This is a genomic window from Megalodesulfovibrio paquesii, assembly GCF_054653055.1.
The window spans coordinates 802,024-823,378 of the sequence record NZ_BAAIGQ010000005.1 but is presented as its reverse complement, the minus strand read 5'-3'; the positions used below and the strand labels follow the sequence as shown (position 1 = coordinate 823,378).

The window sequence follows — 21,355 nt, the reverse complement described above, 5'->3', positions numbered from 1 at the left end:
GAGAAACGGTGATCAGAACGCGGTGGCAGAATCGTCAGGGTCTTCAACCTTCTCGATGGCATCGCCGCCTTCGAGCTCGTCCGTCGTCACCGGGGCGCCGCACTCCGGACACACCGGCAACCCGACGCCAACGCCGAACGGAGGCAGCAGGTAGGTCAGGCAATCCTCATCCCCACGCCAGAAACAGCGCACGCACGTAAACAGTTCCACGCCGGTGTGCATTGGCATAGTGCCCCCCCATGAAGGCTTCACGGTCAACTATGCTCTCGTAATAAGGAGTGGCACAAGCTGTCAATGTGATCCGCGGGGTCGAATGCCCGCGGTGGCCCATGAAGGCGTTGTCACTGGCCGGCATGTTTTGCCCCGGCAAACCTTGTGCTGCGTGCGGCTTCATGCGATGGATGGACTGCCGTCGCGCCGCTCGCGGCCATCCGGGCCGCAGCCGGCGCCCCCATAACCGCCGACCCCGAGGACCGAGATGCCTGTACACGCGCCCTTTTTATTGTTCCGCCCGGTTTCCCTGCTCGTGCTGAGCGCGTTGCTGTTGGCCGTCATGGCCCTGCCCGCCACCGCCGCCACCAAGCCGCTGCCTTTGGAAAAAGGCTTTCAGGACATTCCCTGGGGCGCGGATGTGGCCGCCTTGTCCGGCATGGAAAAGGTTGGCGTCAAACACATGGCCGAGTTTTACGTCAATCGTTCCCGTTCCTTCGTGGTGGATGGCATCGCCGTGCCCCGCGTGGTGTTCGGAGTCACCAAGGGCAAGGTTTTTGCCGTGTATGTGGATCTCCCGTCTCAGGAAGCCTTTGACGCCATCAAGTCCAGCCTGGAAAAGCGCTACGGTGTGGAAAAATCCCGCCAGGACGGGCCCACTACGGTCTGGCTCTGGCGCAAGGGCGAGGTTCGCATCAAGCTGAAGCTGGAAGGCAACTTGGCCGAGGGCCGCAAGCTGGCCCTGTACTACGAGCCCCTGGCCAAGGATGTGGAACTCTCTATTTTTGAAAAGGATGGAGATGAAACACACCGCGGCCCCACCACCTGGTATAATGTCAAGGATGACTCCCTGCCCACGGCCATCCCCCTGCTTCGTTTTTAACAGCACTTTTTCCTCCAGCGCCGGCCCTAACCTTGCCTGGATGCCGCGGGAACTGCTATCATACGACCTCTTCAGCGGAACTTTCGCATTCAGGAGTGTGAGAGCATGCAATCTGCACACACGTTGCGCACCTTGTCTTTGATTTTGGCGCTTGCCGCAGGTATATTTGTGCTGCTGCCGGCCGTATCGGCATTGGCCCAATGCCCGCCCGGGTATTTCTGGCGGCAGGGGCAATGCCTGCCTGCGCCGCCACCGCCGCAACAGCCTCCACCGCTGCCACCGTCGCCACCGGTCGTCGTCCGTCCGAATCCCAGGCCACCGGTGGTCCTGGGTATGAAGACCGTTACCGCGCGGTCCTTGAATCTGCGCTCCTGCCCTGGCCAGCGCTGCCCGGTGGTGGCCATCGTGTATCGTGGCCAGCAACTGCATGCCGAGGGCTTTGAACACGGCTTTTATCTGGTCCGCGTCCCCGGCAGCAACATCACCGGCTGGGCTTCCGCCCGCCACCTTGTGCCGTAACCCGGCGCAACACCACGAAAAAGCGCCCCGCGCCGGACATCTCCGACGCGGGGCGCTTTGTGTGTCTGACAGGTGGTGAAAGAGATCAGAGCACCACATACTCCACATGCAGGGCCTCGGGCCTGTCCGGGTGCAGGCCCAGGGAGAGCAGGCCCGCGCCCTCCAAGAACATCTTGGCCCCATGCACGTGCAGGAGCTCCTGCCCCTGGGGCAGGACGTAGGTACCGTTGGCGCTCATGTCCGTAAACACGAACCGATCCCGGACACACTCCACCACAGCATGCTGGCGGGAGACGAATTTTTGCGCCGCCACCAGGTCGTTTGTTTTATCGCGACCCAAGGAGGCCGTGGGCATGGCGCCCTGCCCCTGGCCGAGCACCAGCTCCTGCCCCTCAAAGCGCAGCACCAACTGTGGGCCGGCGGCATGCGGCGCGGTGTTGCCGGAATTCTCTCCCATACCCTGTTCCTCGTTTCCCTGATCCTGGCAGGCTTTATTCACCAAAATCGTCATCCGGGGCATCCAGCACTGTGCCTGCAGCGGCGTCTCTGGTCAAGGCAGCCTGATAAATGGGGAGCAGGTCTCCTTCCGGCACATTTTCGAACAGCGCCCCAATGGCTTCATCGTCGATGCGCACCACCTTGGCCGTGAGTCCCTTGAGCAAAAACTTGTAGCCCTCGATCAAATCAAAATGGATGCTGCGGCCCAGCTCAAACCGCCAGCCCAGGTGATACACCCCGATGCTGTTCGGGGTGATGTCCTTGACTGGAAATTCCCGCAACGTGGCCTCGTAAAGAATGCGGATGGAGACGGTATTGGCACGCTCGGCAATGCGTCGCTCCGCCCACCCCCTGTCTTCGCCTGGGCTGACGGCAGCCGGGACCGGGCAAGGCGCCTCCGCGCCTTCCGCAAGCGCCAGCCCGCGCCCCACGGTGAAGACATCGCCGCAGGTAGGGCATTTGACGCATCGGTTCTGCAATGCTTCGTCCATAACCGCTCCTCGCATGTCTCCGCCACCTGCACCTGCTGGCGGCGAGCCCTCGGCGTATGCATCGTAGCGCAATCCCGCCAAAAGTGAAAGAGGAAGAGCAGCAAGCCGGCTGAATCCGGCAGGCAATGCCAGCGCATCCGCCAGGCATGCTCCTTGCTCTGTTCCCAGAGCATACGTGCGGTCCGGCAATTCCTGCCTGGACCCGAGCCACGAGGCGAGTAGTATGAAGATGCCCCCATTGCGCCGATTGGTGTTGCAGTTCTGGATTGAAGCCCTGGCCTGGCCCGTGATCTGCGTGGCCCTGATGCAAGGGCTGGTGATGCTTGGCCTGCTGGACAGGCAGGGCTGGATCGACACCGTGACTGTCTGGAAGGAAGGCGTGCATGCGGTGGAGCAGCGGGCCTTGGCCAGCATGGACCATGTGATCCGGGACAAAATGGATCCTGTGCTGCTCTCGGCTGCGCAACGAACAGAAGCGCGCCTCAACAAAACCCTGGAGCCCATGGCCAAGGCCGTGTCCGGCCACGTGGAAGTGGCGGCGGCCCCGACGCATCCAGCCGGAGCAGCCACGCCGGCGCACCCGGTGCCGCACCCTGCCCAGGCCAGGCCAACCGCCTCGCCGCACAGGCCAGCCGCCCCGGCTGAAATTACCCTGCCCACCTACTCCACCCGCGTGGCCGAGCAGGCAGGCAGCCCCACCCTGCCCGGGGGCTGGGAGTTGCGGGCGTTTTAGGCGGCAGCTTTTTCCCACACGCACAAACGCCGGGGAGCGTGTCACAAGGACGCGTTCCCCGGCGTTTGTTGATATCACGCCTGCAGAGCTGGCTGCTTACTTCTTCAGCCAGGGCATCATGTCGCGCAGCTTGCCGCCCACTTCTTCGATCTGGTGGCGAGCGCCGATACGGCGCAGGGCCTGGAAGTGCGCCCCGCCGGCCTGATTCTCCAGGATGAACTCCTTGGCGAACACGCCGGTCTGGATTTCCTTCAAGATCTGCTTCATTTCCTTCTTGGTTTCTTCCGTCACCACGCGGGGGCCGCGGGTCAGGTCGCCGTATTCGGCAGTGTCGGAAATGGAGTGGCGCATCTTGGCCATGCCGCCCTCGTAGATCAGGTCCACGATGAGCTTTACTTCGTGCAGGCATTCGAAGTAGGCGATCTCAGGCTGGTAGCCTGCTTCCACCAGGGTTTCGAAGCCGGCCTGAATCAGGGAGGACAGGCCGCCGCAGAGCACCACCTGTTCGCCGAAGAGGTCGGTTTCGGTTTCTTCCTCAAAGGTGGTTTCGATGACGCCGGAGCGCGCGCCGCCCACACCCTTGGCATAGGCCAGGGCGATTTGCAGGGCGTTGCCCGTGGCGTCCTGATGCACGGCCACCAGACAGGGCACGCCGCCGCCTTCGGTGAACACGCGGCGCACCAGATGGCCAGGACCTTTGGGCGCCACCATGACCACGTTCACGTCCGCCGCAGGCACGATCTGCTTGAAGTGGATGTTAAAGCCATGGGCAAAAAAGAGGGTCTTGCCCGCGGTCAGGTGGGGCTTGATGTCTTCGGCATACACCTTGGCCTGGTGCTGATCAGGCAGCAGAATCATGATGCAGTCCGCAGCCTTGGCGGCATCGGCGGCGCTCATGGGTTCAAAGCCGTGTTCCTTGGCCAGCTCATAGTTCTTGCCGCCGGGACGCTGGCCCACGACCACATTGCACCCGGAGTCGCGCAGGTTCTGGGCGTGGGCGTGGCCCTGGCTGCCGTAGCCGATGATGGCGATGGTTTTGCCCTTGAGCAGGGACAGGTCCGCATCCGAATCGTAATACACTTTCATGATGAAACAATCCTTGATCGAGCGAATCAGTTGACGAGTTAATCCAGTTGCAAGGAGCGTTTGAGGGCCACGGCGCCGGTGCGGGCCATCTCCTTGATGCCGTAGCGTTGCAGGAGCATCACCAGGGCGCGCAGCTTGTCGTGGTCGCCGGTGGCCTCGACGATGATGTCGTCCAGGCCCACATCCACGATCTTGCAGCGGAATACATCCAGCAGACGGAAAATCTCCGCCTTCTTGGAATCTTCAGCGTGCACCTTCAGGAGCATCATTTCCAGCTCAATGCTGGTCAATTCCGTCAGATCCACCACCTTGATGACGGTGACGAGTTTTCGCAGCTGCTTGATGATCTGCTCAATGATTTGGTCATCGCCGGAGGTGGTGATGGTCATCACCGAGACGCCTTCCTCCAGCGTGGGGCCGACGTTGAGGGTTTCGATGTTGAAACCGCGGCCGGAAAAGAGTCCGGAGATGCGGGAAAGCACGCCGGGTTCGTTTTCCACAAGCACGGAGAGCACGTGTCGCACGGGAATCTCCTTACACAAGCAGCATTTCGGTCAGGGAGGCGCCTGCCGGAATCATGGGGTAGACATTTTCTTCCCGTTCCACACGCACATCCACGATGACGGTGCTCGGGGTGCGGAAGGCCTCCTCAAGCACGGGCTCCACTTCTTCCCTCTTGGTGGCCCGGAGCCCGACGGCGCCGTAGGCTTTGGCCAGGGCCACAAAGTCGGGCTGGGCGTCCATGCAGGTGCCGCAGTAGTTCTTGCTGTAAAAGAGCTCCTGCCACTGCCGGACCATGCCCAGGTAGCCATTGTTCAGGATGACGATCTTCACCGGCAGCTTGTTGCAGACGGCGGTGATGAGTTCCTGAATGTTCATCTGGATGGAGCCGTCTCCGGCCACATCCACCACCAGTTTGTCCGGGAAGGCGATTTGCGCGCCGATGGCCGCGGGCAGGCCAAAGCCCATGGTGCCCAGGCCACCGGAGGTGAGCAAGGTACGGGGCTTGTTGTATTTGTAGAATTGCGCGGCCCACATCTGGTTCTGGCCCACTTCCGTGGCGATGATGGCTTCCCCCTTGCTCAGGCGGTAGATGGCGTCCACCACATACTGAGGCTTGATGCCGCCATTTTCCTTCCAGATCAGGGGGTGCTGGGTGGCCCACTCTCTGCATTGGTCCAGCCAGGGGGCGTGCTCGGCCGCCCAGTCTTTATTCTCCAGCCGCGCTTCCGCCAGCTCCTTGAGCCCTTCCAGGGCCAGACGGCAGTCTGCCACCACGGGCACATCCACGCGGACGTTTTTGCGGATGGAGGTGGGGTCGATATCCACATGGATGATCTTGGCGTGGGGCGCGAAGGTGGAGAGCTTGCCGGTCACGCGGTCGTCAAAACGCGCGCCCACGGCCAGCATGACATCGGCATTGCTGATGGCCATGTTGGCGGCGTAGGTGCCGTGCATGCCCAGCATGCCCAGGAAGAGCGGGTCTTCCCCGGGGAAGCAGCCCAGGCCCATGAGGGTGGCGGTGACGGGAATCTGCAGCGCCCTGGCCAGCCAGCCCAGGGGCTCGGCGCCATTGGAGCTGAGAATCCCCCCGCCGGCATAAATGATGGGCCGCCTGGCGCTGGTCAGCAGGTCCATGGCCTTTTTGAGCTGCTGCTTGTTGGGCTGGACCGTGGGATTGTAGCTGCGCATGGCCACGTCTTTGTCCGATGGGAACTTGAAGGCCATTTTCTTCTGCTGGATGTCCTTGGGCACATCCACCAGCACAGGGCCGGGCCTTCCGGTGCGCGCCAGGTGAAAGGCCCGGCGGATGATCAGCGGCAGGGATTCCAGATCCTTCACCAGGAAGTTGTGCTTGGTGCAGGGCCGGGTGATGCCGACGATATCCACTTCCTGGAACGCGTCGTTGCCGATCAGGGCTGTGGGCACCTGGCCGGTGATGACCACCAGCGGGATGGAATCCAGGTACGCGTTGGCAATGCCGGTGACAGCATTGGTGGCGCCGGGCCCGGAGGTGACCAGGGCGCAGCCGACCTTGCCCGAGGCTCGGGCATAGCCGTCCGCCATATGCACTGCGCCCTGTTCGTGTCGGACCAGAATATGCTTTATCGGGTAGTTGGGGAGCTGGTCGTAGATGTCGATGATGGCGCCGCCCGGATAGCCGAACAGAGCGTCCACGCCTTCACGCACCAGACATTCCAGCAAAATCTGCGCCCCTGACTTGGGCATGGTCTCGGTCTCCTAGCTTTTATACTTGTCAAGAATGGCTTGCATGCGCGTTTTGCCCATCAGCTTCTTCTTTTTAATATCCTTTACTAGGGTCTCTTCCTGAGGAGACAGAAACGGCTTGGTTTCGAGCTTTTCAAGCTGCTTTTCATAGAGGAGATGCTCTTCCCAGAGCGTCTGCAGCTCCGTGTCCTTGCCCCGAAACTGCTCGATCAAGGTCAGCTCGTTCGCTTCCATAGGAGTGTCTCCTTTTCAGGATGGTTCTGCCTGGCCGGCCAGAAGCCGCCAGGCGGGTTCTTCGGAGAGTTCGATGCGCAGGGCTTTCTTGCGGCTGGTCTGGCCAGACTCCACCTGCACGGCAGAAGCCTTGAGGCCCAGGAACCGGGCCACCAGCTTCACCAGCGCGGCGTTTGCCTTGTTGTCCACGGCAGGGGCAGCCACCTTCAGCTTCAGGCAGCCTTGATACTCCCCTGCCGGACCTTCGCTTCTGGCGCCCGGCTGCACCCAGACCCTGAGCCGCCAGGCGCCAGGGCCGGCGGGTTCCGCATACTGCGGTCTGACAACAGGGGCCGGAAGCGATGTGGGCATCGGCAATCCTTTGGTTGCTCTTACCGCAAGATGGGCGCGCGGCCCGCCATGTCGTAGAGGGTCTGCACCACCACGCCCTGAATCAGGTAGATGAGCAGAATCACGGCAATGGGGGTCAAATCCATGCCGCCGACCACGAGAAAGGAAAAGGTACGCCGTAGCCTGCGGAAGACCGGCTCGGTAAGGGTACGCAGGGTGCGGACGATGGGATTGTACGGATCAGGATTGACCCAGGACAGTGCCGCAGAAATAATCACCACCCACATATAAATCTGCAACACGGTGCTCAAAATGAACGCCAAGGTGCTCAGCAAGTTGCTGAATACTGTCATTCTTCTCCTCCATACTCCCGCGCTGTCCGCCGGAGGCGGCTGCGACTGTTGGTATGATTCTTACGTGTGCGTCACCAGAAATCAAGCAGAATCTGCATCCTGCCGTCATGCTTCGAACAAGCTGCTGTTCACACGGGGTACCCGCATGAGGGCCTGCAGCAGGCAATACCAGTCCGGGATGCGGGCCTGGGCGGCGAGGGGTTCATCGCCAAAAACCCAGAACCGGACCCCGGCCCGGGCGGCGCACGCCTGGTCCAGTTTGGAATCGCCAATAAACACAACATCCTCACGCCGCATACCCCAGGTCGAGAGAATGCGGTGCACCCCTTCGGGGTGCGGCTTGGCCAGTGCCTTGCTGGCTGTCATGAGCGGGAAAAAGTAATTGACCAGCCCGTACCGCGAGGCCACATTTTCCATGGAATTGGTCCGGTTGGTGTGCACGGCCAGCAGGTACCCGCGGCTGCGCAAGGCGTCCAAGGCCTCGTACAGGCCTGGAAACGGCCGCAAAAAAGGGAGAATCTCACGATTGTAGCTCACTTCCTTGCGGGCCTGCAGGGCTTCCGGCCAACGATCCGAGGGCGTCACATGGGCGATGCAGTCCAGCACAGTGTGCCAGTGGCAATAGGCCTCCTGCGCCTCGCTCATCGGGCCCAGGCCAAGCCGGGCGCGGATGGCGTTGTAGTACTGTGCGTTGGACTCGCGGGTATCAAACAGCACGCCGTCGCAGTCAAAGATGATGCCTTTGACACCTTCAAAGAGGGAGGGGGCGGTCATGCGTCCGATTTGCACCGGCATTTTCATGCCTTGGCCCCCTGTGCGTCTGGACCATCCTGGCCCGTTTGGCCAATTTGGGGAGCATGGCAGCGGACGACGCGGTCCAGCCAGGGACGGGCCGGATCCGCTGCAGCCAGACCAACCAGACGCCAGCCGGGCACATCCGTCGCGTCCTGCCCGGAAAGCGCCAGGGCCGCCGCAATTTCAGGCGTGCACATCTGCAGTTCCGCCCCCTCGGGCAGCAGCAACAGCACGGCCTCGGCCAGCTTGCGCCAGCCCTGCTCCTCCTGGGCCGCGGGGATGGGCTCCAGGTCCAGATCCCTGGGCGTCAGTTCGCCCACCAGCCGCGCCAGCTCAGGGTCGTCCAGGGTCGGCTCTTCCGCAGCGGCCATTTCCTCATCAACCACGGCAGACTGCAACCGCAAATTCAGCCCACGCAGGGTTTCGGCAGCCTCGCGCACCTCGGCCTGTTTTTCCTGCAGATGCCAGGCCAGCAGCAACAGCCGCTGGGCAGCCAGCCGCTTTTCCGTCAGGTCCTCCGCTGGCGGGGGGGCGTTGTCGCCCAGGGCCTGCAGCGCGTTCAGCTCCTCACGGATGTCCATGGTGGTGCCGTCGTAGAAATTTTCCATCCCGGCCACGGAAAAGTAGGCCATGTCCCCGGGCTTTTTGAACCGCTCGCCAAAGGCCAGCATCTCTGCCAGGCAGGCGCGGGCCATCTGGCGGTTCATGGGCATGGTCGGGGGCATGACCATGCGCGCCCTGAGGGGCGGCGGGGCCAGACCGGGATCCAGAAAGCGCGTCTGCGCAGGCAGGCCCTGGCCCTGGCCCGAAAGCAAAGAGGGATGCAGTGTGGGAAAGGCGATCAGCAGCGGGCGCTCGGGAGATTCGTTCATGGCGCGTCTTCATCCTCTGCAGCGTCGTGATCTCGCCGCGGTTCAAAATGGGCGCAGACACCGGCGCAGGCCGGCAGCTCTTTCAGGCACATGTCTTCCAATTGATGCAGACACCCCACGGTGGCCACATCCTCAGGGGAAATGCCAGGCGGCAGGTCGGGCAGGTCGTCCCCATCCGGAGCCAGGACGTATTCCCCGCACCAAAGCCTGGGGTGCCCCAGCTTTTTCATCCGTTGCCGCCAGATGCCCATGGCCGTCTCGTCCGCCAGGGCAAACACCTCGGCCTGATCCAGAAAATGATCGTAGGCCTCGCCCCAGGCCAGCAGCACGCGGCAGCGCCAGGCCTGCTCCAGGCCAGGATTGCGGCGCTCCTCCAGAAGGCAGCGGCCGTTCCAGTAATAGTGGCATCCTTGGCCGGGAAAGTGCAAGAGGCGGCGGGTCATGGCTATGTCGGGCTGGCTGGACCAAAAAGCGTTCTCCTACACCCTTGCCCCCCCGCCGGCAAGCATTGCGACAGCCCCTGCCAAATTGCTCCTTGACCCTGCCCTTTGGCGTGAGTATAGGCAGCATGTCTCGTCTGGACGCCGTGCGAAGCGCCGACATCAACTGGGACGAGGCCCCTGTGGCCGGCATCAGCGTTGGCCAGGATTTTTTCATGTAAGGAGGAGCGCCATGATCGGTGGCCTCGGCATCTGGGAACTCATCCTCATTCTTGGCATCGTCCTCATCGTCTTTGGCGCCAACAAATTGCCTGAAATCGGCGGTGGCATGGGCAAGGCCATCCGCAACTTCAAGCGTGCAACCACCGAGCCCGACGAAATTGACGTCACCCCCAAAGAAAAAGTGACCGAAAAGAAGGACGACGAGAAGGCCGAGTAGCCCTCGCGCGCCTCTCTTTCTGCCTGCTTGCACGCCGGCGCGCCGCCCTGCCCTCTGCCGGGATGGCGCGCCGGTTTTTTTGCGTCCTGGAGCCCGCTGCATGAACACCCTGCTCCTTGGCCTGGATTGCGCCGCCTCCCCGGTCCGCATGGGCTGCATGCTCGCCCGATGGGACGGCCGGCAGCCCGCGTTGCTGGCCACCCTCACAGCCCCCTCCTGGCCGGAGCTTGTGGAGGGTCTGGTCGAATGGCTCCGCCTGTCCCCGGCCCCGGCCCTGCTCTGCATGGACGCCCCCCTCGGCTGGCCGCAGTCCATGGGCCCGCGTCTGACCGGTCATCACGCCGGCCAGGGGCTCTGCCTGCCTGCCGACGCGCTCTTCTCCCGGCTGACTGACCGTCGCATCGCCCAGCGTCTGGGCAAGCGGCCCATGGAAGTGGGCGCCAACTACATTGCCCGCGCCGCCCTGGCCGCCGTGAACCTGCTGGAGCGCCTGCGCCAGGCCTCGGGCCTGCCGCTCCCCCTGGGCTGGACGCCCGGCCGGCTGGAGAAATCCTGCGCACTGGAGATCTACCCCGCCGGCGTGCTGGCCTGCCGCGGCCTGCTGCGCCCCGGCTACAAGAAAACCGCTGCCGACCGCGCCGCCATGGTGGGCATCCTGGAACGTCTGATGGACCTGCCCCAGGGCATCAGGGAGGCCTGTCTTGGCAGCGAGCACCTGCTGGACGCTGCCCTGTGCTGTCTTGGCGGCGCGGACTATCTGCAGGGCCTCACGCCCGGTCCGCGCCCGGAAGAGCTGGAGACGGCCCGCAAGGAAGGCTGGATCTGGGTCCGCGATGCAGCGATCCAGACCACAAAGCAGACTGGCTAACTGGGCGAGGCGGGCTAGACGGGCGAGACGGGCCGGTGATCGAGCAGGCGCTGCAGGCGTCCCCCCACGGTCACCATGCCCAGGGCAGCGGCGGCCGTGCCCAGGCTGGCCAGGCCGAAGAGGCTGCGCGGGTTCAGGAGATCCAAGGCCTGCCCCAGGGCATCGAACACCAGGGGAGAGAGAAATTGCCCCAGGAAGATCATGCTCCCGGCCAGGGCCATGGCCTGCATGCTCTTCGGGAGTGGCGTGGCCTTGGCCACCACCACCAGCAATGTGGGCCAGAGCGAGCCGAAACCGAGCCCCACCAAGGCCACCCCGGCCAGCGCGGTGAGCAGGCCATCCGATTGATGCAGACACAAAAAGCCGGCGGTCATCATGGCCAGCATGCCCAGCGGCAACAGGCGGCCCAGCAGCAGACGCAATCTCGGAAGCGCCAGCCCGGCCAGGAACCCCGCGGCGCTGGAAACAGCCAGGGCCACGCCGGAATACCGCGCATCGCCGTATCCTTCCCGCACCAGAAACATGGCCAGGTTGGTCGGCAGGCAGTAAAAGGCGATCATGAGCAGCAGCAACGCCCCGGCGCCCAGCCACGCGCCCAGGGGCAGCCGGCCCGACGCGCCGGCAGGACCGTGCGTGGCCGGAGGCTCCTGGAGAAACAATGTGGTCATGGTCATGGTGAACAGGCTGATGCCATAAATGGCAAAGGCATAGCGCCAGTTCATCTGGGCCAGCCAGCCCGAGCAGAACATGCCGGCAATGCTGCCCAGGTTGGCCGTGGAAGCAGTACGACCCATCATCCGCACCCGTGCTTCCCCGGCAAAAAAGACGCTCACCAGGGAGTTGGACATGGGCATGATCATGCCCACGCCGATGCCCAGCACCACCCGCGTGGCCAGCAGCACCGGAAAGCTCGTGGCCAGCCCCCCGCCGGCTCCGCCCAGCAGATAGAGGGTTCCGCCCAACAGGATGGTCCGCTTGTAGCCCAGCCGGGCGCAGACGCGCGGCGCCAGAAAAGTCATGGGGATGATGCACACCGAGGGCGCCGTGAGCAGCAGCTTGACCGTGGTGGCGGGCACGTCTGGAAAGGCGGCCTGCACCGCGGCCAGCGCCGGCGCAACCACAGCGCCGGCCATGACCGTGAGCAGGGATATGGAGAGAATGCTCCAGGCGTGCAACGTCATGAAAAGACTCCGTCCGTCTTACGCGTCAGCCGAGCTGTCAGGGGCCGGCCTGACGGCATCGGCAACCCGGTCGGCATTGACCAACACCTGATGCAGCAAGGCAAACAGCTCGCTGCGTCCGGGTTCCTGGATGTTCTCCAGCAGCGCGTCAGACCAGTTGTACAAAATATCGAAAAATTCCTGTTCAATGGCCAAGGCCTTGTCCGTGAGCTGCACCCGGCGGATGCGCCGGTCATCGGGATCCGCCGTCCGGCTCACATACCCGGTTCGCTCCAATGGGGCCATGGCCCTGGTCACGGTGGCCTTGTCCACCTTCAGCAGGCCGGCCAGCTCGTCCTGGGAACAGGGCGGCACCCCTTCCGCATGCCTGGTGAACAGCTCGGCCATCAGCAGCACCTGGCCCTGGCCGATCTGCAGCCGGGCCATTTCCCGCAATGCATACAGCTGAAAGCGCCGGTTCACCAGACAGATGAGTCGCCCAAGTGACTGTTCGCGAGGCCGCCGCACAAAAGAAATCTGCTCAGTCATGGTCCCCCCCGGGAGTTGAGATGCGTAAAACGGCTGTCTCTCTGCCACAGTTCTGTTGCATTCGCAACGGAGATTTTTCCAGAGGCCCGGAACCAGGAGCGCAACTGCCCGGGCATCCTCGCTATGGCGGAATCAGGCAAAATCGTGTAGGTGGTCAAATCCATGGAAGCCATGGACCCAGCCCCGGCGTCTGCCGCTGCGCCCGGCCAGCCAGATCAGTCCGATCAGCCTGGCCAGTCGCCCTTGCCTGCCGATTCGCCTAGCGATTCGCCTAGCGATTCGCCTAGCGATTCGTTAGACGCTTGGCCTGCGGCCCGCCGCGCCGGAGAGCACAGTTCGGTGCAGGCTGTCGATGAATTTCGGGATGCTGCGGGCAGGCCCCTGCCGCACTGGGAGCCCTTTTTCCACTCCCTCAACCGCATGCCCCCTTCCGAAGTGGCCCGCCGCCAGCTGGACATCCGCCGCCTGCTGCGCGAAAACGGCGCCACCTTTCACGTCCACGGCGACCCCGCCGGACGCCACCGGCCCTGGGAGCTGGACATCGTCCCCTGGATCATCCCCCCCACAGACTGGGAACAGCTGGAAGCCGGCCTGACCCAGCGCGCCCTGGTCCTCGACCTGCTCTTCAAAGACCTGTACGGCGCGCGCATGCTGCTGCGGGAACGCGTCATTCCGGCCGAGCTCGTCTTCGCCCACCCCGGATTCCTGCGCGCCTGCGACAGGATGCACCATCGCGGGGACCGGCAGCTGGTGTTCCACTCGGCAGACTGCTGCCGCGGACCGGACGGCCGCTTTGTGGTGCTGCAGGACTTCACCCAGTCCCCCACCGGCTCGGGCTATGCGCTGGAGAACCGCACCGTGCTGGCCCGCGTGCTGCCAGACCTGTTCCGCGACTGCAATGTGGAACGCATCTCCCACTTTTTCCGGGCCATGCGCGAGACCCTGGCCCGCCTGGCCCCCCGCCGCAGCGACGACCCGCGCATCGTCCTCCTGACCCCCGGCCCGCAGCACGAAAGCTACTTTGAGCACGCCTACCTCGCCGCCTACCTGGGCTACACCCTGGTCCAGGGCGAGGACCTCACCGTGCGCGATGGCGCGGTCTGGCTCAAATCCATCGGCGGCCTGGAGCCCGTGGACGTGATCCTCAGACGAGTCACAGATCTGCTCTGCGACCCTCTGGAGTTGCAGGACGACAGCCGTCACGGCATTGCCGGCCTGATGGAGGCCGTGCGGCTGCAGCACGTGGCCGTGGTCAACCCGTTGGGCAGCGGCGTGCTGGAAAATCCTGCCCTGGCCGCCTGCCTGCCGGCGGTCTGCCGGCGTCTATTGGGACAGGATCTGCTGCTGCCCAGCCCCCAGACCTGGTGGTGCGGCGTGCCTGAAGACAAGCGTCTGGTGCTGGAGCGCATGGAAACCCTGCGCATCCTGCCCATCGCCGCCCAGTATGGCCCGCCCGTGGAAAGCTGGCGGCTGGATCGCAAAGCCCGCAAGGCCCTGGCCCGACGCATCGCCGCCACGCCGGCCCTTTTCGCCGCGCAGGAACCCCTGAAGCCGTCCACGGCGCCCGCCTTTCCCGAACCCGGCCTGGGCGTGCAGCCTTCGGGCCTGTGCACCCGTCCCGTGGTGGTCCGGACCTTCCTGACCGCCAAGGACGACGGGTACATGATCATGCCCGGCGGGCTGACCCGCTGCCTGAGCGACGAGGCGGACGAGCCTGGATCCTCCCAACCCCTCGCTCGCGAACAGAACCGCGAACTGGGCCGCGAGTTAAGCAAGGATACCTGGGTCCGCGCCCGGGCCAGAACCCAGCACATCAGCCTCTGGACCAGCTCTGACCAGGTCCGCGAACCCTGGGCCGTGGACAACGTGCTCCCCAGTCTGGCTGCGGAAAATCTCTTCTGGGTGGGCCGCTATCTGGAACGGGCCACGGCCTGCGCCCGGCTTCTGCGCGTGCTGGCCAGCCTGTTCAGCCACTCCGATTCCTTTGAGCCGGAACTGGAGCGCACCAGCCTGCCGCACCTGCTGCAGGCCCTGGCCAACCTCACCGGCGGCGCAATGCCTGACTCGGTGGACGACCTGACCACCCTGGCCGACTGGCCCGAGCCGCAGCTGCAGGCCCTGATCCTGGGCAGTCAGCTCGGCGGCTCCCTGCCCCGAACCCTGCGGCTGCTGGCGGGCAATGCCTACGCCGTGCGTGATCGCTGGTCTGCGGACACCTGGCGGGTCATCGACGCCATCCAGGAACACGCCGAGACGCTTTCGGACTATTTTTCCCAGCCTCCGGAGGTGGCCCTGGCCTCCATGGAGCGGCTGCAAAGCACCCTGGATCTGCTCCTGACCAGCCTGATAGCCTTTACCGGCTACACCATGGAAAGCATGACCCGCGCCGTGGGCTGGATTCTCCTGGACACCGGCCGCCGCATGGAGCGCGGGCTGATGCTCATCGGCATGCTCCAGGCCACCCTGACCCCGCAGGTTTCCAGCCCCCTGGCCGAACCGGTGGCCCAGCAGCTGATGGAGATGACCCTTTCCACCCTGGAATCCCTCATCACCTACCGCCGCCGCTACCGCTCCCGGCTGCACCTGGAACAGACCCTGGATCTGCTGCTCCTGGACGAGACCAACCCGCGCTCCCTGGCCTTTCAGCTGGAACAGCTGCAGCGACACATGCAAACCCTGCCCCGGCCGCGCCGCACCTCCCGTACCAGCCCGGAAGAACGCCTGGCCCTGGAGGCCTTCGCCAGCCTCAAGCGCATGGATGCCATGGAACTGGCCCGGACCACAGGCAGGCTCAGGCGGCAGGAGGTGTTGCGCACCTTCCTGGCCGAGCAGTTCCGGCTGTTGGCAGCCATGTCTGACGCGATTTCCCTTTCCTTTTTCAGCCACGCCGGCGGCCCCACGCCCCTGGCGCGGCGACGGGCGGCCCTCTCGTGAACTACAGAATCATCCACACCACCAGATTCCGCCACAGCGAGCCTGTGCCTCTCTCCCATAACGAGGCCCGGCTCTCCCCGCGGGATTTTTCCCGCCAAACCTGTACCCGCAACCGCTACCACATCGTCCCCAAGCCGCGAATCTTCCGCAAGCGGTTTGATTACTTTGGCAATCAGGTCTGCTATTTCTCCATTGAGGAACCTCACAGCGAACTGACCGTCAGCGTGACCAGCGAGGTGCAGGTTGCCGATGCAGGATACGACACCCCCGGGCCGGGCGATGACATCCCCTGGGAGGCCGCGCGCCAGCTTCTTCGCCATTCCGACCACTTCGACATTGCCGAGAACCGCGACTTCATGCTCGATTCCAGCCTCATCGCCGCCACCGGCCAGCTGCAGGCCTACGCCGTGCCCTCCTTTCCCATGGGCCGGCCCCTGCTGCTGGCGGCCAGGGATTTGATGGAGCGAATCCATCACGACTTTGCGTACGTGCCGGGCTTCACCGAGATTTCCACGCCCCTGGAAGAGGTCCTCGCCCACCGGCGCGGCGTCTGCCAGGACTTTGCCCACCTGGCCATCGGCTGCCTTCGCTCCATGGGCCTCGCCGCGCGCTATGTTTCCGGCTACATCGAAACCCTGCCCCCGCCCGGACAGGAAAAGCTCGTCGGCACGGACGCCTCCCATGCCTGGTTCTCCGTGTACGTGCCCGAGCATGGCTGGATGGACTTTGACCCCACCAACAACCAAATCCCCATGGACCGCCACATCACCCTGGCCTGGGGACGCGACTATGCCGATGTTCCGCCCCTCAAAGGCGTCATTTACACCAGCGGCGCCCAGGCCATGGACGTGACTGTGGACGTCATGCGCCTGGAAGGCTGATCCTGCCAGCCGGCGCCGTTGCCCATTTCACCACCATTCCCTTCAACACCAGCCCAGCCATGCGCATCTGCCTCATCTCTCCTGCCCTGAACAAGGCCATGCAGTCCCTGGGCCATGAGGTGATCTGCTTCTGGCCCACCGGGCAGGCCGAATTCAACCTGCCCGAGGCCCTGGAGCAGCAAGGCTTCACGCCTGAACTGATCATTCAGGAAGAGTTCCTTGGCCCCCGCGTGCTGCTCACCGGGCTGGACAAGCTCGCCTGCCCCAAAATCTTCTGGTCCCTGGATTCACACCTCAATGCCCACTGGCACCGTTGGTATGCCTGCTGTTTCGACGGCGTCGTCACCCCGCACCGCCACCTCTGGGAGCAGTTTCCCTGGCCCCGGCCGCCCTTGGGACGGCTGGCGTTTCCCGGCTATCCACGCCCCTGGACCCCGCACGCCGGGCGCGGTCATGATGTCAGCTTTGTCGGCCGCATCACCCCCGAACGGCCCCGCCGGGCCTGGCTGACGGAATTCCTCAAGGCCCGCTGCAATGCCCGCATCGAGCAGGATCTGCCCCTGCATGCCATGCTCGACGTGTACGCGGACACCCGTCTGGCGCCCAACGAAGCCATCCAGGCCGAGGTGAATTTCCGCGTCACCGAGGCAGCCAGTGTCGGCTGTCTGGTCCTCAGCCAGAACATAGGCCCGGACCAGGACGCCCTCTTTGAGCCAGGCAAGGAAATCGTCGTCTACGATCATGTCCTGGAACTGCAGGCCCTGCTGGACCAGTTCCGCCGTTTCCCCCGCCCGGCCGAGGCCATCGCCCGGGCCGGCTGGGAGCGCGTGCAGGCCAGCCATCTGCCGAAGCACCGCGCGGCCGAGCTGCTGCGCTTTGCGGAAACCCTGCCGGCGCAGACCGCGCCGGTCATGGACCGCCGCCTGGCCTGGTTGCTGGCCCGCTGGGAACTGGTGCGCAACCGCCGGCAGCCCGGCAGCCTGCGGGAGCTTGGCCTGGCCCTGGCCGGGTATGTGGATCATCCCGAGGCCCTGGCCGCCGTCCTGGAGACCTGGCACCTGCTCAACCGGCCGCAGGATGCGCTGCAGCTGGCCGTGCAGATCATCCAGCATCCCGTCCACTCCCGGATCGTCCCTCTGGCCGCGGCCTGTTCCGTGCTGGGGCTGTATCAGGGGCAGTTCGAATTCGCCCGGCAATGCCTGCTCCTGCAAGGCGAGCCCCGACGGCCGGAAACGCCCGCCGCCCTTTTGCAGGGCTGGGCCGCCCAGCTGGCCCGGCTTGGACGGACGGCCTTTCCCGGCCGCAGCTTCACCCCGCGCATGCACCTGCCAGCCTGCGCCGCGGACTGCCTCTTTCTGGCCATGGAACTGGCCCCGCACGACATGGAAATCACCCGTCGCCTGGAATCCCTCCTGGCGGCCTGCGGCGGCTGGGAGCACCTGCGGCTGGGCCTGCTCTCTGACCTCTCCCTGCGCCGGCGCGAGGACTGGCGGCTCGGCCTCTCCCTGGGGCTGGCCAATCTCAAGGCCTTTCGCCTCAAGGAAGGTCTGGAAGAAGCTGCCCTGGCCTTGCATTCCGCGCGAAGCCAAGGCAAGGAAGGGCAGTTCGCCCGGCGGCTGGAAGGGCTCGATCCCTCCGGCCTGCTTGCCAAGACCCTGGCCTCTATCCTCTGAGCACTGCCATCATGCTGGAATATCTGCGTATCAAAAATCTTGCCCTCATCGAGGACATGGCCCTGGAGCTGGACACCGGCTTCAACGTCCTCACCGGCGAAACCGGCGCGGGCAAGAGCTTCATCCTCAAGGCCCTGGGCTTTCTCACCGGCGAAAAACTCGCCGCCGACCTCGTCCGCCCCGGCGAGGACAAAGCCACCGTAGAAGCGCTGTTCGTTATTCCCACGGCGGCAGGCGAAGAACGCGAAGTGGTGCTGCACCGCGAACTGGCCGCGGACTCCGGCCGCAGCCGACTGCGCATCGACGACGCCCTTTCCTCCCAGGATACCATCCGCGCCCTGCGACCCGCCCTCGTGGCGGTGACCAGTCAGCACGGCCACCAGCAGCTCCTTTCCCCGGCCTTCCAGGCCCGCCTGCTCGATGACTTCCTGCGCCGTCAGCAACTGGTTCCTGACGACCTGTGGACCGCCTGCGAGAACGGCAAGCGCCGCCTGCGCGATCTGGCCGCCAGGCGCCAGGAGCTGGAGACCCGCAGCCGCGACCTTGCCGCCCGGCGCGAGCTGCTGGAGCATCAGAAATCCATCATCGACAAGGTGGCCCCCGAAGAAGGCGAGGAAGACGCCCTGCAGGAAAAGCGTGAGGCTGCCCGCGCGGCCAAGGCCCTGCGTGAAGCCGTGGACAACTCCCTGGCCCTGCTTCTGGGTGGGGAGGCCGGCCTCATCGAGACCGTGGATCAGCTCGGCCGGCGCCTGACCCTCCTGGCCGACGTCAGCGACAACTACGCCGACGACCTGCCCTGGCTGGAGGAAACCTCCATCCGCCTGCGCGATCTCTCCTCCCGCCTGCGCAAGGAACGCGCCGCCGGCCCCTCCCCGCGTGAGCTGGAAGCCGTGGAATCCCGGCTCTACGCCCTGGCCCAGCTCAAACGGCAGCTCAAACGCAGCATGCCGGAAATCCTGGCCCTGCAGGCCGAAATCGAGGAGAGCATCTCCTTTCTGGATGTCTGCGGCCTGGAGCTGGCCCAGCTGACCCGCGAGGAAACCGAGGCCGCCCAGGCCCTGGCCGCCTTGCTGGAACGCCTGAACACCGCCCGGCGCGAGGCCGCCGAACAGTTTTCCCGCATCCTGGAGGAGGAGCTGCGCGGCCTGGGATTCTCCCCGGAAGTTCACGTCGGCTGCGAATTCGACCGCGCCCTGCTCTTCCCGGACCGCGCCGCCGACCCGCTCTTTTCCACCCTGGGGGACGACCGCGCCCGTCTGCTCTGGCGGCCCAACCCCGGCCAGCCTGCCCAGCCCCTGGACCGCATCGCCTCTGGCGGCGAACTTTCGCGCTTTCTCCTGGCCCTGGTCCGCTCCAGCGCCGCCCGCGACGACCTCGAACAACCCACCCTGCTTTTTGACGAGATCGACACCGGCGTCGGCGGCATCACCCTCAATCACGTCGCCGAGCGGCTCAAGGAACTCTCCCACCGCCGCCAGATCCTCGTCGTCACCCACTGGCCCCAGCTCGCCGCCCTGGCCGACCGGCACTTCTACGTGGAAAAACTCGTCCTCGACGGGCAAACCACCACCCGCTGCCGCCAGCTCGACCCGGACGCCATCTTCGCCGAATTGACCCGCATGGCCGGTGGCGGCGCCCAGGGCGAAGCCCTGGCCCGCGAACTGTTGGGAAGACGGGAAGAATAAGAGAACGGCGGGGAAAGAAGAATCCGGGGGAACTGAGTTCCCCCGAACCCCCTCCAATAGTGTAAGCGGCGCTTCCGGTTCGTATACGAACCGGAAGCGCCGCTTACACTATCAGGGGGTCCAGGGGGGATTATCCCCCCTGACTCATCTTTCCTTTCGTCCGTTCTCCGTAAACAATCTGCGCAAGGTCGCGCAGTTTGTCTGCTGGTCGAACAGGGAGAGCACCAGGGTTTTTGCGGTGTCGGCCAGGCGCAGGGCCGTGGCGCGGTCGGCCAGGGTGTCGCGCAGGGCGGCAGCCAGGGCTGCCGGATTGCGCTGGGGCACGAGGCGTCCGGTCTGCCCGTCGCGAATCACCTCGCCAATGCCCGAGCAGTCCGTGGCCACCACGGGCACGCGGTGGGTGCAGGCTTCCATGATCACGTTGGGGATGCCGTCGCGGTCGCCGTTCTTGCCCACCACGGAGGGCATGACGAAGCAATCGGCCTGGTCCAGAAGCCGGGAGACTTCCTCGTGGGTGACGAAACCGGGAAAGCGGACCCGATTTTCGAGCTGCAGTTCCTTGACGAGCTGCCGCAGGGCGGGTTCCTCGCCACCGGAGCCGGCCAGGGTGAGGGTGAAGTCAATTTCCTGCTGTCTGAGAAGCCCGCAGGCGCGCAGCAGATCATCAAAGCCCTTGGTCCGCACAAAGCGGCCGATGGCCAGGAGGCGGGCCGGCGGGGTCATGAAGACCGGGGCCTCCTCGGCCGGGATGAGGGTCACTGCGTTGTACACATTGAGGATCTTCTGCTGCTGGTCGGCCGGGACCAGGGAGCGCAGGTAGCTCACGTTGGACTGGGTGTTCACGCGCACAAAAGCCGCGCGGGCAATCTTGGCCGGCAGGGCCTGCTCGGGCGGGTAGATGTCTCCGGCGCGGGCGGCAAAGCTGAAGGGAATGCCCGTCAGCCGCGAGGCGACCATGGCCGCCATGGCCGGGCCCGTGGCCCAGGGGGCATGCATGTGGGTCACGCCTTCCTGTTCGAACAACCGGGCCAGCCGGAAGCCGGCGTGCAGGGCCCAGAGGTTCTCGCCGGTGCGCTCCAGGGTCCGAAAGCCCAGCCGGGCATAGCCCAGGCATTCCTTGACGGCAGCGGGGTCACGCTTCCACCAATACCGCTCATCGGCCACGCCGCGGGCCAGGTGTTTGATTCCCAGACGGGTGACTGTGGCGGCAAAGGCCTGCATTTCCTTGGAGAAATGCTTGCGCAGCGGGCCATAGAGGGCTGTGGGGAACACGTCCAGACCTTGGGCGCGCAGGCAGAGAATCTCCCGCATGATGAACGTTTCCGACGGCTTGGGCAGCCACAACGAAATATAGGCAACGCGAGGGTGCATGATATGTCTTCGGGTAGGCGTGAGAGGAAGGGGGCGTTGTACGTGAAAAGCCTGCGCCTGCCAATGGCCGATCGCCCAGGCAAACTCCGGCTTTTACCGGGTCAACCTGCCCACTTTTCCCG

The 21,355-nt window shown here is 64.7% G+C and carries 24 protein-coding genes; 9 read left to right on the top strand and 15 right to left on the bottom strand.

Features of this window, described 5'->3' with window-relative positions:
* Positions 1–12 precede the first annotated feature (12 nt).
* A complete protein-coding gene (locus ACYQ00_RS10315; RefSeq protein ID WP_460032048.1) occupies positions 13–228 on the bottom strand; it encodes a hypothetical protein in 216 nt (71 codons plus the stop codon).
* 250 nt (positions 229–478) lie between these two features.
* Here ACYQ00_RS10315 and ACYQ00_RS10310 point away from each other — a divergent pair, with 250 nt between their 5' ends.
* Both ACYQ00_RS10310 and ACYQ00_RS10305 read left to right on the top strand, forming a co-directional pair.
* On the top strand, positions 479–1,093 hold the full coding sequence (locus ACYQ00_RS10310) for a hypothetical protein (protein WP_460032047.1): 615 nt from the start codon (positions 479–481) through the stop codon (positions 1,091–1,093).
* A 105-nt stretch (positions 1,094–1,198) separates the two neighbouring features.
* Positions 1,199–1,612, top strand: a complete 414-nt coding sequence (locus ACYQ00_RS10305; protein WP_460032046.1) for an SH3 domain-containing protein — start codon at positions 1,199–1,201, stop codon at positions 1,610–1,612.
* 85 nt (positions 1,613–1,697) lie between these two features.
* Here the strand turns inward: ACYQ00_RS10305 and ACYQ00_RS10300 are convergent, their stop codons facing one another.
* Together ACYQ00_RS10300 and ACYQ00_RS10295 are read right to left on the bottom strand one after the other, a co-directional pair.
* Positions 1,698–2,069, bottom strand: coding sequence for an FHA domain-containing protein (locus tag ACYQ00_RS10300; protein ID WP_460032045.1), 372 nt, complete (start codon positions 2,067–2,069; stop codon positions 1,698–1,700).
* Positions 2,070–2,103: 34 nt separating this feature from the next.
* Positions 2,104–2,601, bottom strand: coding sequence for a PilZ domain-containing protein (locus ACYQ00_RS10295; protein WP_460032044.1), 498 nt, complete (start codon positions 2,599–2,601; stop codon positions 2,104–2,106).
* Between the two features lie 223 nt (positions 2,602–2,824).
* Between ACYQ00_RS10295 and ACYQ00_RS10290 the strand changes: the two genes are divergently transcribed.
* Positions 2,825–3,334 carry a hypothetical protein gene (locus ACYQ00_RS10290; RefSeq protein ID WP_460032043.1) on the top strand — a complete coding sequence of 170 codons (510 nt, stop codon included), beginning with the start codon at positions 2,825–2,827 and terminating at the stop codon, positions 3,332–3,334.
* Between the two features lie 96 nt (positions 3,335–3,430).
* On the opposite strand, the gene ilvC is transcribed toward ACYQ00_RS10290, so the two are convergent.
* The 9 genes from ilvC to ACYQ00_RS10245 form a co-directional block, all read right to left on the bottom strand.
* A complete protein-coding gene (gene ilvC, locus ACYQ00_RS10285) occupies positions 3,431–4,420 on the bottom strand; it encodes a ketol-acid reductoisomerase (RefSeq protein ID WP_460032042.1) in 990 nt (329 codons plus the stop codon).
* A 38-nt stretch (positions 4,421–4,458) separates the two neighbouring features.
* A complete protein-coding gene (ilvN, locus tag ACYQ00_RS10280; protein WP_460032041.1) occupies positions 4,459–4,944 on the bottom strand; it encodes an acetolactate synthase small subunit in 486 nt (161 codons plus the stop codon).
* Positions 4,945–4,954: 10 nt separating this feature from the next.
* Complete coding sequence (ilvB, locus tag ACYQ00_RS10275) at positions 4,955–6,649, bottom strand: biosynthetic-type acetolactate synthase large subunit (protein WP_460032040.1); 1,695 nt, start codon at positions 6,647–6,649, stop codon at positions 4,955–4,957.
* 12 nt (positions 6,650–6,661) lie between these two features.
* Positions 6,662–6,883 carry a DUF465 domain-containing protein gene (locus ACYQ00_RS10270; protein WP_460032039.1) on the bottom strand — a complete coding sequence of 74 codons (222 nt, stop codon included), beginning with the start codon at positions 6,881–6,883 and terminating at the stop codon, positions 6,662–6,664.
* A gap of 15 nt (positions 6,884–6,898) precedes the next feature.
* Complete coding sequence (locus ACYQ00_RS10265; RefSeq protein ID WP_460032038.1) at positions 6,899–7,234, bottom strand: DUF167 domain-containing protein; 336 nt, start codon at positions 7,232–7,234, stop codon at positions 6,899–6,901.
* Positions 7,235–7,254: 20 nt separating this feature from the next.
* Positions 7,255–7,566, bottom strand: a complete 312-nt coding sequence (locus ACYQ00_RS10260; RefSeq protein WP_460032037.1) for a YggT family protein — start codon at positions 7,564–7,566, stop codon at positions 7,255–7,257.
* Positions 7,567–7,671: 105 nt separating this feature from the next.
* Positions 7,672–8,367, bottom strand: coding sequence for an HAD family hydrolase (locus ACYQ00_RS10255; protein ID WP_460032036.1), 696 nt, complete (start codon positions 8,365–8,367; stop codon positions 7,672–7,674).
* Positions 8,364–9,233, bottom strand: a complete 870-nt coding sequence (locus ACYQ00_RS10250) for a hypothetical protein (protein ID WP_460032035.1) — start codon at positions 9,231–9,233, stop codon at positions 8,364–8,366. The genes ACYQ00_RS10255 and ACYQ00_RS10250 overlap by 4 nt, the downstream gene beginning before the upstream one ends.
* Entirely contained in the window at positions 9,230–9,676 is a 447-nt protein-coding gene (locus tag ACYQ00_RS10245) for a hypothetical protein (protein ID WP_460032034.1), read from the bottom strand. Before ACYQ00_RS10245 ends, ACYQ00_RS10250 begins: the two co-directional genes overlap by 4 nt.
* A gap of 232 nt (positions 9,677–9,908) precedes the next feature.
* Between ACYQ00_RS10245 and ACYQ00_RS10240 the strand changes: the two genes are divergently transcribed.
* A complete protein-coding gene (locus tag ACYQ00_RS10240; RefSeq protein WP_460032509.1) occupies positions 9,909–10,112 on the top strand; it encodes a twin-arginine translocase TatA/TatE family subunit in 204 nt (67 codons plus the stop codon).
* Between the two features lie 100 nt (positions 10,113–10,212).
* Positions 10,213–10,980, top strand: coding sequence for a DUF429 domain-containing protein (locus ACYQ00_RS10235; RefSeq protein WP_460032033.1), 768 nt, complete (start codon positions 10,213–10,215; stop codon positions 10,978–10,980).
* A gap of 14 nt (positions 10,981–10,994) precedes the next feature.
* On the opposite strand, the gene ACYQ00_RS10230 is transcribed toward ACYQ00_RS10235, so the two are convergent.
* Positions 10,995–12,161 carry an MFS transporter gene (locus ACYQ00_RS10230; protein WP_460032032.1) on the bottom strand — a complete coding sequence of 389 codons (1,167 nt, stop codon included), beginning with the start codon at positions 12,159–12,161 and terminating at the stop codon, positions 10,995–10,997.
* 18 nt (positions 12,162–12,179) lie between these two features.
* Positions 12,180–12,689, bottom strand: coding sequence for a MarR family winged helix-turn-helix transcriptional regulator (locus ACYQ00_RS10225; RefSeq protein WP_460032031.1), 510 nt, complete (start codon positions 12,687–12,689; stop codon positions 12,180–12,182).
* Between the two features lie 339 nt (positions 12,690–13,028).
* Between ACYQ00_RS10225 and ACYQ00_RS10220 the strand changes: the two genes are divergently transcribed.
* From ACYQ00_RS10220 to ACYQ00_RS10205, 4 genes are read left to right on the top strand one after another with little or no spacing between them, the layout of a single operon-like run.
* Positions 13,029–15,623 carry a circularly permuted type 2 ATP-grasp protein gene (locus tag ACYQ00_RS10220; RefSeq protein WP_460032030.1) on the top strand — a complete coding sequence of 865 codons (2,595 nt, stop codon included), beginning with the start codon at positions 13,029–13,031 and terminating at the stop codon, positions 15,621–15,623.
* Entirely contained in the window at positions 15,620–16,504 is an 885-nt protein-coding gene (locus ACYQ00_RS10215; protein ID WP_460032029.1) for a transglutaminase family protein, read from the top strand. Before ACYQ00_RS10220 ends, ACYQ00_RS10215 begins: the two co-directional genes overlap by 4 nt.
* Before the next feature lie 59 nt (positions 16,505–16,563).
* Positions 16,564–18,177, top strand: a complete 1,614-nt coding sequence (locus ACYQ00_RS10210; RefSeq protein WP_460032028.1) for a glycosyltransferase family protein — start codon at positions 16,564–16,566, stop codon at positions 18,175–18,177.
* An 11-nt stretch (positions 18,178–18,188) separates the two neighbouring features.
* The gene (locus ACYQ00_RS10205) at positions 18,189–19,862 is read left to right on the top strand and encodes a DNA repair protein RecN (RefSeq protein WP_460032027.1); all 1,674 of its coding nucleotides are present in this window, start codon (positions 18,189–18,191) and stop codon (positions 19,860–19,862) included.
* A gap of 144 nt (positions 19,863–20,006) precedes the next feature.
* Here ACYQ00_RS10205 and ACYQ00_RS10200 read toward each other — a convergent pair whose 3' ends face one another.
* On the bottom strand, positions 20,007–21,233 hold the full coding sequence (locus ACYQ00_RS10200; RefSeq protein ID WP_460032026.1) for a glycosyltransferase: 1,227 nt from the start codon (positions 21,231–21,233) through the stop codon (positions 20,007–20,009).
* Between the last annotated feature and the right edge of the window lie 122 nt (positions 21,234–21,355).